Genomic DNA, 15,720 nt, shown 5'->3' with positions numbered 1-15,720 from the left:
GGGCCGCACCCCGCCCGTCGAACGCCGTCCGCCGCCGGTGCGGGGTACCGGAGCACCCCCTCCGCCCGGTGCCCCGCACCACCGCCCCCACTCGACCCCATCCACGCGCCGCCCAGCGGGAGAGACGCCATGACTGACTCGGTTCCGGACTCCGACAAGGACCAACTGCTCCGGCGACTGCTGCTGGAGAAGTACGAGCCCATCGCCGTGGTGGGAGTCGGTCTACGGCTGCCGGGGGAGAACACCACCCCCGAGGGGTTCGCGGAGTTCCTCGCGCAGGGCGGGGACGGCACGGGGCCCGTCCCCGCCGACCGCTGGGACACCGAGGCGCTGCACAGCGCGGAGCGCGGCACCCGGGGGCGGATCACCACCGCGGGCGGCGGCTTCCTGCGCGACATCGACCGGTTCGACCCGCAGTTCTTCAACATCGCACCCAAGGAGGCCGCCTACGTCGACCCCCAGCAGCGGCTGGTGCTGGAGGCGTCCTGGCACGCGCTGGAGGCCGCCAACATCGACCCGGCGGCGCTGCGGGGCAGCAACGGCGCCGTCTACATGGGCGTCAGCTCCGTCGACTACAGCCTGGAGATGAGCGCACTGCGGCCCGAGGAACTGGAGGCGGCGGTCGGCACGGGCACCGCCCACAGCGCCGTCTCCGGGCGGCTGTCGTACTTCCTCGGATGGCGCGGCCCCAGCATGAGCATCGACACCGCCTGCTCCTCCTCCCTGGTCGCCCTCCACCTGGCCGCCGGCGGGCTGCGCCGCGGCGAGTGCGACATCGCGCTGGCCGGTGGCGTGAACGCGATCCACCACCCCCGCAACCACATCGTCTTCTCCCAGGCGAACATGCTCGCCGCCGACGGACGGTGCAAGACGTTCGACGAGAGCGCCGACGGCTACAGCCGCAGTGAGGGGGTCGGCGTCCTCGTCCTCAAGCGACTCACCGACGCCCGGCGGGACGGAGACCGGGTCATGGCGCTGGTGCGCGGCTCCGCCGTCCGTCAGGACGGCGAGAGCGGCGGCCTCACCGTGCCCAACGGCATCGCCCAGGCCGCGGTCATGCGCGCCGCGCTCGCCGACGCCGTACTCGAACCGGCCGAGATCGGCTACGTCGAGGCGCACGGCACCGGCACCTCGCTGGGCGACCCGATCGAGATCGGGGCCATCGAGAAGGTCTTCGGAGCCTCCCGCGCTCCCGGCGCACCGCTCCCGGTGGGGTCGGTGAAAACCAACATCGGGCACATGGAGGCCGCCGCCGGTGCCGGCGGCGTCATCAAGACCGTCCTCCAGCTGCGGGACGGCGTCTTCTACCCCCACCTCAACGTCACCGTCCCCAACCGCCACGTCCCCTGGGACGACTACCACGTCGCGCTGCCCCCGGGCGGGCGCCCGTGGACGGACGCGCCGCGCCGCGCCGTCGTCAACTCGTTCGGATTCGCCGGGACCATCGCCTCCGTCGTCCTCGAGCAGGCGCCGCCCGCGCTCGACGGCACGGACGACCGGGAGCCGGCGGAGCCCTCCGCCACCGAGGCGGTGCTCACCCTGTCCGCCCGCGGCCCTGCGGCCCTGCGCCGCCAGGCCGCGGCCTGGCGGGCCGCGTTGGAGGACCTCGACGAACGGGACCTGGCCGACTTCTGCCGTACGGCCAACCTGGGCCGCTCCCACTTCGCCACCCGCGTCGCCGCCCCCGTCGCGGAGCTGGGGCAGGCACGCGCCCTGCTCGACCGCGTGATGAACGCCGACGAGCAGCGACGGCCCGGCGCCGGGGGCGACGAGCTGCGCGACGCCCCCGTCGCGTTCCTCTTCACCGGCCAGGGTTCGCAGTACCCCGGGATGGGACGCCCGCTGTACCAGCGCTACCCCGCCTTCCGCGAGCAGGTGGACCGGCTCGACGCCCTCTTCCACCCCTACCTGGGCCGTTCCGTCCGCGACCTGATGTTCGGCGAGGGACCGGAAGCCGAGGCGGACATCCACCGCACGCGGTACACGCAGTGCGCCCTCTTCACCCTGGAGTACGCCCTCGCCCACCTCTGGGCCGAGTGGGGAGTGCGGCCGAACGTCCTCCTCGGCCACAGCATCGGCGAGATCGTCGCCGCCACCGTCGCGGGCCTCTTCGACCTGCCGGACGCCGTCCGGCTGGTCGCGGCCCGCTCACGGCTCATGCAGTCCGTCACGACGCCGGGCCGCATGATCGCGATCCGTGCCGCGGCCGACGTCGTCGACCCGTTCCTGACCGACATCCCCGACGTCAGCTTCGCCGCGGTCAACGCGCCCGAGCAGTGCGTCGTCTCCGGCGGTCGGGACTCCGTCGACCGCCTGCAGCAGCAGCTGCGCGAGCACGGCCTCGACGTCAAGGGGCTGCCGGTCTCCCACGCCTTCCACTCCCCGCTGATGGCCGAGGTCTTCGACGCCTTCCGCGCGGAGATCGCGGACATCGCCTTCCGCGAACCCACCGTCAGCTTCGTCTCCAACGTCACCGGCCGGATCGCGGAGTACGACGAGGTGGCGACGCCGGACTACTGGGTCCGCCACATCGGGGAGCCCGTCGCCTTCGCCGCCGGCGTGCGCACCGTGCAGCAGCGGGGGCGCCACGTCTTCGTGGAGGTCGGGCCTTCGGGAGCGCTCACCGCCATGGGGCGTCGCAGCCCGGACGCGGCCGCCCACCTCTGGCTCCCCAGCCTGCTCCCCGCGGACACCGACGGCAGCACGCTCCGCACCGCGCTCGCCCGGTGCTACACGGCCGGGCTGGCGGTCGACTGGGCCGGCCACCACCGAGGCCGGCCCGGCCGGCTGCTCGACCTGCCGACCTACGTCTTCGACACCAAGCGGTACTGGCTCCCCGTCGACGACCGCCGCCTCGGCGTCCCCGGCGCCCCGTCGCCCGCGGCGACGCTGCTGGGAACCGAGAGCACCACCGACGCACAGCGCGCGGCGGGCACCACCGAGTTCCGCGCCCTGATCGGACCGGACGCCCCCGCGCACCTCGCCGACCACCGCGTCATGGGACAGGTCGTCTTCCCCGGCGCCGGGTACGTCGCCCTCGCCCTCGACATCCAGGACGCCGTCCTCGGCGAGACCTCCCGCCCGGTGCGGCAGTTGCGCATCCACGAACCGCTCTTCCTGCCCGAGGGCGCCGCCACGGAGCTGCGCACCCGGTTGACGGCCGACCCGGCGGGTGGCCACTCGGTCAGCATCGTCAGCGTCGCCGAGGGCGGCATCGAACGCCTGCATGCCACCGCCACCCTCGCCGGCAGCACCGCGAACCCCGCCGCCGACGCCTCCGCCCGGGACGCCCGGCAGCTCCTGGCCCAGGCAGCGGACGCCGACCGGCACCACCCGGCGGACGAGCTCTACGCCGACTTCACCGAGGTCGGGCTCGCCTACGGCCCGCACTACCGCCGGATCGAGCGGGTACGTTCCCGCCCGGGCGGCCTCGCCACCGCCGAGATCCGCGCGGCGGGGATCGGCGACGGCGGACGCCTCCACCCGGCCGTCCTGGACTGCGCGATGCAGACCCTCGCCGTCGTGGCACCCCCCGGCGCGACCTACCTGCCCGTCGCGTTCGACGAGGTGGTCCTCCACAAGAACCCCCGCGGCACCCTCACCACCGTGCTCCGCCTGCTGCCGCAGGAGAACGCCGACGAGCTCGCCGCCGACCTCTTCGCCCTGGAGGGCGACCGACCCGCCCTGACCGTGCGAGGACTGCGCCTCAAGCGCGTCACGCAGACCGGTGCCGCCCGCCACCTCGTCCACGAGCCGCGCTGGACCCGGCGCTCGCTGCCCGCGGGTCGGCCGGCGCAGGAACGCCGCGTCCTCGTCCTCGGCGCCGTCCCGGCGGAGCTGCCGCCCGCCCCGGACGGCGTCACGGTGCGGACGCTCGACACGGCAGCACGCACCGACGGCGGTCCGGTGCCGGACGCGCTGCCGGCGGACATCACCGACATCTGCTGGTTCTGGGACGGCGGCGACACCGCCCCGGCCCCGGACGGCCCCACGGCGGAGGCAGCGGCGCTCCGAGAGGAGAGCCGCCGCAACTACACCGCTCTGCTCTCGCTGCTCGCAGCCCTCGGCGACCGTGCCCCGCGACTGCTGCTGGTGACCCGGGGAGCCCAGCGGCTGCCCGAGGACGACGCCACCGAGCCGCTCCACCCCCGCAGGCTGGCGGCCGCGTCGCTGTGGGGCTTCGGCCCGGTGCTGCTCAACGAACACCCCGCGCTGCGGGCCGCCCTGGTCGACCTGCCGGCGCAGGATTCGCCGGCGGACCTCGCGGCGCTGTGGCAGGAGTGCGCCGCCGGCGACACCGGCGACCACCGCATCGGCCTGCGGGCCGGTGCCCGCCGGGTGCAGCGCCTGCACCGGACCCGCACCGACGGCGTCGACGGCACGGGGACCACGGTCGAACTCACGATCCTCGACCACGGGCGGTTCTCGGGCATCGCCCCCGTGCCCGTCCCCGACCGGGCCCCCGAACGCGACGAGATCGAGGTGCGCGTCCACGCCGCCGGCCTGAACTTCAAGGACGTCCTCAACGCGCTGGGCATGCTCCGCCGGCACGCCGAGGAGACCGCCACCGAGTACGTCCCGCTGCCGCTGGGCTTCGAAGCGTCCGGTACCGTGCTGAGCGCCGGGCCCTCCGCGGAGTTCGCCCCCGGTGACGAGGTACTGCTGAGTCACCTGGGCTGCATGCGCTCTCGGGTGACCGTCCCGTCGGCCGTGGCGGTCCGCAAGCCCTCCGCACTCGGGTTCGCGGAGGCCGCCGCCCTCCCCACCGCCTACGTCACCGCCTGGTACTCGCTGCACGACCTCGCCGGGATCAAGCCGGGCGACAAGGTACTGATCCACGCCGCCGCGGGCGGAGTCGGACAGGCCGCGGTGCGCATCGCCCACCTCGCGGGAGCCGAGGTCTACGCCACCGCGAGCCCCGGCAAGTGGCCGCTGCTGCGGCAGGCCGGAGTCCGACACCTGATGAACTCGCGCACCCTCGCCTTCTCGGAGCAGGTCCGCGAGGCGACGGACGGCCGGGGCGTCGACATCGTCCTCAACAGCCTCAACAAGGACTACGTCCCCGCCGGGCTCGACTGCCTGGCCGACGGCGGCCGGTTCGTCGAGCTCGGCAAGATCGGCATCTGGTCGCCCGAGCGCACGGCGGAGTACCGACCGGACGTCCGCTATCACAACTTCGACCTCAGCGAACTCCCCGAGGCGCAGCTCAACCGGCTCAACAAGGAGATCCTCACCCGGGTCGTCGCCCACATCGACGCCGGAGACCTCGGCGCGCTGCCCACGACCGCGTACACCCTGGACGAGACCGAGGAGGCGTTCGGCGTCCTGAGCCGCGGCGCCAACGTCGGCAAGCTCGTCCTCACCTTCCCGACCCCGGAGCCCACGCCCGACCCCGTGCGGCTGACCGCCGACGAGACCTACCTCATCACCGGCGGCCTCGGCGCCCTGGGCACCGTCGCCGCCCGCAGGCTGGTGCGGGACGGAGCCCGCCACCTGGCCCTGGTCAGTCGGCGCACCGTCGACCCGGCCCAGCTCTCCGACCTGGCCCGCTCCCTCGGGGACGGAGTCACGGTCCGTGTCCTCACCGGCGACGTCGCCGACCCCGCCGATGTCGCCCGCATCGTGGCGGAGGCCGACACCGCGACCGCCCCGCTCGGCGGCGTCCTCCACGCCGCGGGCGTCCTCGCCGACGCACCGATCGGGCGGCAGGACTGGGAAAGAATCGACACCGTCCTGCGTCCGAAGGTCTACGGGGGCTGGCTCCTGCACCGGGCCACCGCCGACCTGCCCGGCCTGCGCTTCTTCGTGGCCTACTCGTCGGTCGCGTCGGTCATCGGCTCCGTCGGGCAGAGCAACTACGCCGCCGCCAACGCGTTCCTCGACGCGCTGATGCACGAACGTGCCGCCCGCGGCCTGCCCGGACTGAGCGTCAACTGGGGCCCCTGGGCCGAGGTCGGCATGGCCGCCGGCCTCACCGCCCAGCAGATCCGGGCCATCGAGGGGCGCGGCCTGAAGTTCCTGACACCCACCGACGGCATGCGTCAGCTCACGCGCGCCTGGGACCGCTCCGCGCCCCAGGCCGTGATCGGCGAGTTCGACTTCGAGCGCCTGCTGTCCGGCCCCGCCGGCGCGGACGCCTTCTACACCGCCGTCCGACCCCGGGCCGCCACTCGGGAGGACGAGATCGACCTCGTCGAACTCGCCGCTCTGCCGCCCGCCGAGCGAACCCGGGGCGTCACCGACATCGTGCGGGCCAAGGTCGCCGCGGTGCTGCACTTCGAGTCCGGCGACGACATCGACCCCGCCGCGAAGTTCCTCGAACTCGGCGTCGACTCCCTGGCGGCCGTCGAACTCAAGAACGCGCTGGAGGGCGCCTTCCGCACCGCGCTGCCGACCTCGGCGCTCTTCGACCACCCCACCGTCGCCGACCTCGCCGGGCACGTCGCCGCCCGGCTCGCCCCGGAGGCAGACTCCCCGGAAACGGCGGACACCGCGCAGCCCGAGGGCCCGCCGCCACCCGCCGCGCCCGCCGACCTCACCGATGAGCAAGCCGACGCCGAACTCGCCGAACTGCGCGCGCAGACCTTCTGACGGGGAGGCGAGGAGAGACCGTGAACGACTACATCGACCAGCTGGCCGGACTGACCCGGAAACAGCTCATGGTCCTGCTGGCCCGGCGCCACCAGGAGAGCACCCAGGGCATCGCCGTCAGCGGCATGGGGTGCCGCTTCCCGGGCGGCATCGACACCCCCGACGCACTGTGGGAGGCCGTGCGCGACGCCCGGCCCGTGACCGGCGCGGCATCGCAACCGCCGACCGACAGTCGGGGCCGCCCACGCTGGGACACCACCGCCCCCGACCTCGCCCCGCTCGCCGCGACCCTCGCTGCCGGCGCCTACCTCGACGGCATCGACCTCTTCGACGCCGAACGCTTCGGCCTCACGCCCGAGGAGGCCGAGCACCTCGACCCCCAGCAGCGCCTGCTGCTGGACGTCACACTCCAGGCGCTCGCCGACGCCAACCTGACGCTCCGTACCCTGCGCCGCCGCCGCGTCGGCGTCTACGTGGGCATCAGCACCGCGGAGTACAACTTCGCGGGGCTGCGCAACGGCATCGGCAAGGACGACCTCTCCCCGTACATGGGCACCGGCACCGCACTCAGCGCCGCCTCCGGGCGCATCGCCCTGGCACTCCGGGTACGGGGGCCCGCCCTCACCCTGGACACCGCCTGCTCCTCCGCGCTCACCGCGGTGCACCTGGCCGCCGGAGCGCTGCGCGCCGAGGAGTGCGACGTCGCCGTCGTCGGCGTGAGCCACCTGCTGCTCTCCCCGTTCACCAGCGAGGTCTTCGCGCAGGCCGGCATGATCTCACCCACCGGCCGGTGCCTGCCCTTCACCGCCGAGGCGGACGGCTACGTCCGCGCGGAAGGCTGCGGGGTACTCGTCCTGGAACGCTACCGCGACGCCGCGGCCGACGGACGGCCCCCCTACGCAGTCGTCCGCGGCAGCGCCGTCCACCAGGACGGTGACCGCGAGCAGTTGGCCGCGTGGTCCGCCGCGGCGCAGCGCACCGTGATCGACCTCGCGCTGCACCGGACCGGTGCGTCGGCCCACGACGTGCGGTACGTCGAGGCGCAGGCCAACGGCTCCCGGGTCGGCGGCGTCGTCGAGGCGGAGACCCTCGCCGCTGCGTACGACCGGCGCGGAGCCGCCGCACCCGACCTCTACGTCGGCTCGGCCAAGGCGAACCTCGGCTACCTGGAGACCGCGTCCGGGGTCGCCGGCATGATGAAGACCGCGCTGGCACTGGCCCACCGGGAGATCCCGCCCCAGCCCGGCGCCGACCACCCCGACCCCGCCATCGCCTGGGAGCGCACCGGCCTCCGCCTGGCAACCGCCCCGCGACCCTGGCCCACCACCGCCCGCACCCTCGCCGGCGTCAGCGCCACCGGCTTCACCGGCACCGCCGCGCACGTCGTCATGGAGGCGCCGCCGCCCCCCGGCTCCGCCCCGCCGGAGCACGGCGGCCCGGCGCTGCTGCTGCTCTCCGCCCACACCCCGGCAGCACTGTCCGCCACCGCGCAGCGCCTCCGAACGCACCTGGCCGCGCGAGACGACTGGAGCCACGGCTCGGTCTGCCGGACCCTGGCCGAGCGCCGCGACCACCTCGCCCACCGCCACGCCGCCGTCGTCCGCTCCGACGAGGACCTCCTGACCGCACTGGGGTGTGCCGCGACCACCGACCCCCCGGGCGCTGCCCCTTCAAGCACCACCGGGGTGCTGCTGGACCTGCGGCGCGGTGCGCCGACAACGGAACTGCCCGGCCTCGACGCCCGCCCGCCCGGGGGCGACAGCACACCGGGGGAGGGGACCGGTGACCGGACACCCGCCTGGCTCGCCCGGATCTGCGGCGCCGGGGCACCGATCGCCGGTGTCGTGTGCCCCGCCGCGCTCGCCGCGCCGCTGCTGGCCGTCCTCACCGGGGACGGCGCCACCGGCCCCCCCTGGGAACGGCACGACGACGCCGACACCGTCACCCTGCGCCGCACCGGCACGGCGGCACTGCCGCTGACCGACCCGGCCGCGCTCGACGAGGCCGACTGGTGCGGACTGCTGGCCGCCGCCTACCTCGCGGGGCACGACGTCGACCCCGGAGCCCTCACCCCCGACCCGCCCCCGCTGACCCGGCTGCCCGGCCCCGCCCTGCTCGGCAGCCGCTACTGGACCGACGTCAACATCTGGCACTGACTGCGATCGGAACAGGACCCACATGTACTTCCCCGAGCTCCAGACGGTCACCGACACCGTGACGTTCCACGCCCGGCGCACCCCCGAGGCCACCGCTGTGGAGTGCGAAGGCCGCACGGTCAGCTACCGCGCGCTGGACCGGGAGAGCAGCCGGGCCGCGCACGCCCTCCTCGCCGCCGGACTCTCGGCCGGGTCCCGGGTCGCGTACCTCGGCAAGGAGTCCGAGCTCTACTACGAGCTGCTGTTCGCCTGCGCCAAGAGCGGCACCGTCCTCGTCCCGGTGAACTGGCGGCTGACCACCCCCGAGATCGACCACATCCTGCGGGACTCGGGCAGCGAACTCCTCTTCGCGGAGCAGGAGTTCCTCGACGCCGTCCCGGAGCGTGCCGCGCTGCCCGCCCTCCGGGACGTCGTCCTGGTCGAGGCCGGCGGGCCGCCGGGCACCGGCTACACAGCCTGGAAGTCCCCCCACCCCGAAGAGCCACCCGCCGCGGCGACCGGACCGGAGAGCCCCGTCGCACAGCTCTACACCAGCGGCACCACCGGCCTGCCCAAAGGCGTGGTCCTCGCCCACCGCAGCTTTTTCCGCATTCGGGACGCCCTCGCCGGCGCCGGCCTGGACTGGGTCGACTGGCGACCCGGCGACCGCAGTCTCATCGGTATCCCCGGCTTCCACGTCGGCGGCCTGTGGTGGGCGGTCCAGGGGTTCAGTGCCGGAGTCACCAACGTCTCCCTGCGGATGTTCACCAGCCACGACGCGGTCCGGCTCATCCGCGGCGCCGGCGTGACGACGGCCTGCGTCGTCCCGGCCATGCTCCAGATGATCCTGGCCGAGCCGGGCATCCGGCCCGAGGACTTCCGCACCCTGCGCAAGACCGTCTACGGCGGGTCGCCGATCTCCGAAAGCCTCCTCACCCGCGGCATCGAGGTCCTCGGCTGCGAATTCGCACAGATCTACGGGCTCACCGAGACCGGCAACACCGCCGTCTGCCTGCCCCCGCAGGACCACGTCGTGGGAAGCCCCCGGCTCACGGCGGCCGGACGCCCCTACCCGGGCGTCAGCGTACGGATCGTCGGCGAGGACGGCACCGGGCTGCCGTCCGGAGAAGTCGGCGAGGTCCACCTGCACACCCCGGCCGCAATGCTCGGCTACTGGCAGCTGAAGGACGCGACCGACCGGACGCTGGTCGACGGCTGGATACGCACCGGCGACGCCGGCTACCTCGACCCCGACGGCTACCTGTACATCTGCGACCGCATCAAGGACACCGTCATCGTCGCGGGGGAGAACGTCTACCCCGCCGAGGTCGAGAACGCCCTCTGCGCCCACCCCGCCGTCGCCGAGGCCGCCGTCATCGGCGTGCCCCACGACCGGTGGGGCGAAGCGGTGCACGCCTGCGTCGTGCTGCACCCGGGCCGGCAGGCCACCGCCAGGGACCTGATGCTCGCCTTGCGGGACCGCGTCGCCGGGTTCAAGATCCCGACCTCCTACGAGTTCATCGACCGGGTACCGCGCAACCCGAGCGGCAAGACGCTGCGGCGCGCACTGCGTGAGAGGTACTGGGCCGACCGGGACCGGCAGGTCAACTGAACCGCGGCGGCAAGCGGCCGGAGAGCCGAGAGAGGAGACTGTGGTGACGACGACCGACGGCGTGCCCGGCTGGTTCCCCGGCGGGCCGCCGCGCCCGACTGCGGGGGTCCGGCTGTTCTGCCTCCCCTATGCCGGGGGCGGAGCGTCCGCCTACCACGACTGGCCGGAGGCGCTGGGCCCGGAGGTCGACGTCGTGCCGCTCCAACCGCCGGGGCGCGGGGAGCGCCGCGACGAACCCCCGCACCGGGACATGGCGCGGCTGGTGGCGGACGCCGCCGAGGCGCTCGCGCCGCGGCTGGACGGGACGCCCTACGTCCTGTTCGGGCACAGCATGGGCGCACTCGTCGCCTACGAACTGGCCTGCCGGCTGCGGGAACTGGGGACCACCGCACCCGAGCAGCTCATCGTCTCCTCGCACCGCGCCCCGCAGGCCCGTTGGCCGGGCTACACGGACGACACCGTCTCGGAGACGCAGGCGGCCGAAATGCTCCGGCTGTTCGCCGGTCCGTCGCCGGATGCTCCCGGCCCGGCCGGGCCGGTCCGACCGCTGCTGATCAGCGACCTCACGCTCTGCGCGCGCTACCACCACCACGACCACGACCCGCTGACGATGCCTCTCACGGCGCTCGGTGGGGCCCGCGACCCCCTGGTGCCGCCCGCCACGCTGGCGGCGTGGCGGGTCCACACCACCGGCCCGTTCCGCCGACGACTGCTGCCCGGCGGGCACTTCCCGCTCCGGGACCGGCTCGCCCCGGTCCGCGAGCTGCTTCGGACCGCACGCCCCGCCCAGCCGGCGGGCCGACCGCCGGGCGAGCCCCGGCCCGCCACCGCCGCCGGCGGTACGCGCGGCCCCCACCGACACCACGCCGCCCGGCGGACCCGGCCGGCCGAGGAACACGACAGGGCAGGAGGAGAGAGATGACCGCCGCAGTACTGAGTGGGCTCGGAGGGTGGCTGCCGCCGCGCGTCGTCACCAACGAGGAGGTGGGGCGCGAACTCGGGGTCACCGACGAGTGGATCCGCCGAAGGACCGGCATCGGGCGGCGCCACGTGTGCGACCCCGGCACCTCCACCTCCGACCTGGCAGTCCGGGCCGGTGCCCGCGCCCTCTCGTCGGCCGGCGTCGAAGCCACGGACGCCGTCGTCCTGGCGACCGCCACCCCCGATCACCAGATCCCGGGCACCGCGCCCGCGGTCGCCGCCCGGCTGGGCATGACGGGTGCCATCGCCTTCGACGTCAACGCCGTGTGCACCGGCTTCGTCTACGCACTCGCCACCGGCACCGCGCTGGTGCGCGGCGGCCTCGCCGAGAGCGTCCTCGTCATCGGCGCGGACACCTTCTCCACCGTCCTGGACCCGGCCGACCCCGTCGTCCGGCCGCTCTTCGGCGACGGCGCCGGAGCGGTCGTGCTGCGGGCGGGCACCCCGGAGGAGCCGGGTGCGCTCAACGCCTTCGACCTCGGCAGCGACGGCCGGCACGAGGACTTCATCATCGTGCCCTCGGGGGGCTCTCGCCAGCGGTCCGGCGGCCGCCCCACCGACCCCGTCGGCTCCTACATGACCATGCGGGGGCGCGAGGTCTTCCGCGCCGCAGTCAGTCGCATGGCGGAGTCCTCCCGCACAGTCCTCGCCGAGGCCGGCCGAGACGTGACGAGCGTGGACCGCGTCGTCGGCCACCAGGCCAACATCCGCATCCTGCGGGCGGTGGCCGACCGTCTGGAACTCCCCGAGGACCGGCTGATCAGCAACATCGACCGCGTCGGCAACACCTCGGCGGCCTCAATTCCGCTCGCGCTGGCCGACGGCCTCGCCGAAGGCGGCGTGAAGGAGGGCGCCACCGTCCTGCTCACCGCCTTCGGCGCCGGGCTGACGTGGGGTTCGACCGTCCTGGAATGGCCCGAGATCCTGTTGAACGAGGGAGAGATGACACCGTGAGCACGAACCTGGAGCGCGTTCGGAAGGTTCTCGCCGGGCACTGCGAGTTGCCACCGCAGGGTATCGACGCACAGACGTCCCTCGTGGCACTGGACCTGGACTCACTCACCATGATGGAGATCGGCTTCGGACTGGAGCGGGAGTTCCGCACCAGCGTCGACGACGACGCCCTCTCCGACGTCACCACCGTCGGCGACCTGGTCCGGATCGTCGAGTCCTGCCTCTCGCCCGGCTGACGTGAGCCCCCGACCGCCCGGCCGAAGCACCGCGCCGGCCGGGCGGTCGGGGGCTCGCGCCCCGGTCACGGACCGGGAGCGGCGGGGACGCACACCGCGGTGGCGACCAACGACCCGAGCAGCGCCCAGCGGCCGTCGAAGTCCGTCGGACTGTTCCCGTCCCCGGGCCCCACCCGGAGCCGCGCCCGGAACCCGCCGTCGGCGCGACCGTCCCAGGACTGCCCCAGCACGACCTCCGCGTCCCTGAACCCCAGCCGACGGAGAGTCAGAGGGAACCACGCCTTGTAGACCGATTCCTTAGCGGAGAAGAGCACCTTGTCCCATGGCACCTGCGGAGCGCGCGCCAGCAACTCCCGTACCGAACGCAGTTCCCGGTCCCCGGAGCAGACCCGCTCCAGCACGCCCGGTCGCAGCCGGACGGCGGGCTCGGCGTCGACACCCACCGCCAGCAGATCACGCCGACGGGCCACGGTAGCGCCCCGGTACCCCGTGCAGTGCGTCAGGCTCCCCACCACCCCGGGCGGCCAACCAGGAGCGCCCCGTACGCCGGGCAGGATCGCGACCGGCGGCAGGCCGAGCCCACCGAGGGCGGCGCGAGCACAGGCCCGCGCCGCGGCGAACTCTCCCGCCCGCCGCTCCGGGAGCAGCGCGGCGAGTGCGGCCTCCTCGGGCGGCAGCGCAGCCAGATGCCCGGTGTCGCACGTCTCGTCGGCCTCGACGGTGCGACAGGCGGCGTGCACGACCCGGGCGAGCAACCCCTCAGACGCCCGCACGGACGGCCGCCAACGGAGTGGGGGACCCCTGCGCGAGGTGCCGAGCGAGCGAGACCAGCCGGTCGACCTCCGCGGGGCTTGCCCACTCCGGCCAGCTCAACCGCAGCGGGTAGGGCGCCGCGGCGCTCGCACCGCCCGGCGCGGGGAGGACGACGATGTCCGCGGAACCCAGTCCCCGCACCCCCGGTTCGCCGTCCGCGGGGCATATCCCCAGCACTGCCCGTCCCTCGCGCAACGCCCTGCGGTGCTCCTCGTGGCTGTGCCGGGCGATCCGCACCGTGGAGCGGAACAGCTGCTCGCCCAGTGCGGCGCCGAAGTCCTCGACAAAGGACCCGAGCCCGCCGTGCGCGTGCGGCACATGACTCAGCACCAGCGGCAGCCTGCTGCCCGCCCGGCGCCGGGTGGCGTCGGTCGTCTCGTCCAGCGCCCGGACGGCCGCTCGCGCGCCCCGGAGAAACTCGCGGCCCGCCGGGGTCAGCCACACCGACCGGTTGGTGCGGCGCAGCAGCGGCGTGGCCACGTCCTTCTCGAGCCGGACGAGCTGCTGGCTGAGTGCGGGCTGGCTGATGTGCAGCCGCTGTGCGGCGCGGCCGAAGTGCAGTTCCTCCGCGAGGCAGATGAAGGAGCGCAGGCGGCTGAGGCCGAGGTCTGCCGACGGCTGTCTGACGGCCCGCCCGGATGGTGCCTCTCGTTCAGTGTCGGTGATCGACATTTCGTTCCCCCACGAGTGGTGATGAACGCCTCTGACCTGCTGCGGACGAGAGCCGGAGGCGGACGGGACCAGGCGTCGGCGCGATCGGGTCCGCGTCGGTCCGTCCGCACGGTGGCTCTTGGGTCGCCGGGCGGGATCGAGACGCCGTGCTGCGATCTGAGTTGGTGGAAGCGCTCCGGAGCGGCCGGATCGTCGCTCGGGGACGGTGGCTGTGCAGAGGGCGAGAAACATCCGCTCGGGCTCGGAACCAGCAGCGCCGCGCCTACTATGCGAACGTTCGTGCGCATAGTAGGGTTCGCGACTTCCCGCGTCAAGGAGCGGCCGGTCACGCACGGGGCGGGCTGCGTCGCTCGGGGCGTCGCGGTCGGGGGAGTGGTGGCGCGCGGTCCGGGAGAACGGGGCCGCCCGCGGTGGAGGTCTCGTCGGATACTCACGAGGGAAGGGCAAAGGCAATGGTGAGAAGTTGGCGGGTGGAGGTCGATCGGTCGCGCTGTGTCGGCTCCACGATCTGCGTCTCCACTGCTCCCGGTGTGTTCACGCTGCGGGAGGACGGTCAGTCGCGCGTGGTGCGCGCGGAGGTGGCGCCGGATGCGCGAATCCTCCGCGCCGCGGAACTCTGTCCATTGGAGGCGATAGCGGTCGTCGACGGTGTGAGCGGCGATCTCGTGGCCCCGGTGGATGGCTGATCACGCCCCCCGCCCGGGCAGTTCGGACGTGAGGTGATACCCAACAAGAAGTGCGAACGATCGTGCTACTATCTCGCTGGCGTGAAGCGCTCCAGAAGGGCAGGACGATGGACCCGACCGTTGTAGTGAGTGCGGCCCTGAATGTCACGGCGAAGGTCGCCCCGGGACTCGCGGGCAAGGGCGCGTTCGCGCTCTTCCGCCGCCCCATCGGCAAGGCCCGGGTCCGCCCCGCCGACGCTCCGCTGCTCGAGCGGGCCGATCGGGGGCGGCTGACCGTGGCGGGCAAGGGTGTGGAGACCTACCGCTGGGGGGACGGTCCCCGACCCGTCCTCCTCGTCCACGGCTGGGGATCACGCGGGATGCGTTTCGGTGCGCTGATCGCCGAACTCCGGGAACGCGGACACAGCGTCATCACCTTCGACGCCCCCGGGCACGGCGAGTCCGGCGGCAAGAGCACCACCATCCTCGAGTACGCCGACATCATCCGCGAACTCCAGGACGAGCACGGCGTCTTCGGAGCGACGGTCGGGTACTCCTTCGGCTCGCTCGCCACCTTCCTCGCCGTACGGGAAGGCGTGAAGACCGAGGCACTGGTAGGGATCGCGGGGGTCAGCCGCTTCGACCACCTGGTCTCCGGCTTCATCGAGGAACTCCGCCTCGACAGCCGCCTGGAGCAGCACCTCCGGCGCCACGTGGAGCGCGACCTCTTCCCCGAGGAGCCCGACCTCTGGCGGCGCTTCGCCGTTCCCCGCGCACCCGAGGAGGTGGCCGTCGAACGGATTCTGCTGGTCCACGACGAGGACGACCGCCGGGCGCGCGTCCACCAGTTCCACGAGACCGCCGAGGCCTACGAGCCGCGTGCCGAACTTCTGCTGACCCAGGGTCTCGGGCACCACCGCGTCATCACCGCTCCCCAGGTGATCACCCGCGTGGCCGACTTCATCGACGGGGCGCGCGAGCCGGGCGCAGCGGGCTGACCGCGTGCCGAACGCGCCGGAGCCGACTCCCCGCGGCACGGCGCTGACACGCAAGGAGAGCTG

10 protein-coding genes are annotated in these 15,720 nt (G+C 73.9%); 8 read left to right on the top strand and 2 right to left on the bottom strand.

The window, feature by feature from the left end; translation table 11 throughout:
• The first annotated feature begins 129 nt into the window (after window positions 1-129).
• From HCN56_RS02640 to HCN56_RS02615, 6 genes are read left to right on the top strand one after another with little or no spacing between them, the layout of a single operon-like run.
• Window positions 130-6,591, top strand: coding sequence for a type I polyketide synthase (locus HCN56_RS02640; RefSeq protein WP_167967801.1), 6,462 nt, complete (start codon window positions 130-132; stop codon window positions 6,589-6,591).
• Window positions 6,592-6,611: 20 nt separating this feature from the next.
• A complete protein-coding gene (locus HCN56_RS02635) occupies window positions 6,612-8,747 on the top strand; it encodes a polyketide synthase (RefSeq protein WP_167967800.1) in 2,136 nt (711 codons plus the stop codon).
• A 22-nt stretch (window positions 8,748-8,769) separates the two neighbouring features.
• Window positions 8,770-10,338, top strand: coding sequence for a long-chain-fatty-acid--CoA ligase (locus HCN56_RS02630; RefSeq protein WP_167967799.1), 1,569 nt, complete (start codon window positions 8,770-8,772; stop codon window positions 10,336-10,338).
• 43 nt (window positions 10,339-10,381) lie between these two features.
• Window positions 10,382-11,260: a thioesterase II family protein gene (locus HCN56_RS02625; RefSeq protein WP_167967798.1), complete on the top strand. Its 879-nt coding sequence runs from the start codon at window positions 10,382-10,384 to the stop codon at window positions 11,258-11,260.
• Window positions 11,257-12,273 carry a beta-ketoacyl-ACP synthase III gene (locus tag HCN56_RS02620; RefSeq protein WP_167967797.1) on the top strand — a complete coding sequence of 339 codons (1,017 nt, stop codon included), beginning with the start codon at window positions 11,257-11,259 and terminating at the stop codon, window positions 12,271-12,273. Before HCN56_RS02625 ends, HCN56_RS02620 begins: the two co-directional genes overlap by 4 nt.
• Window positions 12,270-12,509 carry an acyl carrier protein gene (locus tag HCN56_RS02615; RefSeq protein ID WP_167967796.1) on the top strand — a complete coding sequence of 80 codons (240 nt, stop codon included), beginning with the start codon at window positions 12,270-12,272 and terminating at the stop codon, window positions 12,507-12,509. The genes HCN56_RS02620 and HCN56_RS02615 overlap by 4 nt, the downstream gene beginning before the upstream one ends.
• Before the next feature lie 65 nt (window positions 12,510-12,574).
• Here the strand turns inward: HCN56_RS02615 and HCN56_RS02610 are convergent, their stop codons facing one another.
• Complete coding sequence (locus HCN56_RS02610) at window positions 12,575-13,282, bottom strand: 4'-phosphopantetheinyl transferase family protein (RefSeq protein ID WP_312871010.1); 708 nt, start codon at window positions 13,280-13,282, stop codon at window positions 12,575-12,577.
• Window positions 13,269-13,994, bottom strand: coding sequence for a LysR family transcriptional regulator (locus HCN56_RS02605; RefSeq protein ID WP_167967795.1), 726 nt, complete (start codon window positions 13,992-13,994; stop codon window positions 13,269-13,271). Before HCN56_RS02605 ends, HCN56_RS02610 begins: the two co-directional genes overlap by 14 nt.
• 470 nt (window positions 13,995-14,464) lie before the next feature.
• Between HCN56_RS02605 and HCN56_RS02600 the strand changes: the two genes are divergently transcribed.
• Window positions 14,465-14,680 (top strand): ferredoxin, encoded by a 216-nt coding sequence (locus tag HCN56_RS02600; RefSeq protein WP_312871009.1) that lies wholly within the window; start codon window positions 14,465-14,467, stop codon window positions 14,678-14,680.
• 125 nt (window positions 14,681-14,805) lie between these two features.
• The gene (locus HCN56_RS02595; protein ID WP_167967793.1) at window positions 14,806-15,657 is read left to right on the top strand and encodes an alpha/beta fold hydrolase; all 852 of its coding nucleotides are present in this window, start codon (window positions 14,806-14,808) and stop codon (window positions 15,655-15,657) included.
• The last annotated feature ends 63 nt before the right edge of the window (window positions 15,658-15,720 follow it).

The sequence above is a fragment of the Streptomyces lonarensis genome, assembly GCF_012033735.1.
Lineage (GTDB): Bacteria > Actinomycetota > Actinomycetes > Streptomycetales > Streptomycetaceae > Streptomyces > Streptomyces lonarensis.
This window is presented reverse-complemented; position numbering and strand designations above follow the sequence as displayed.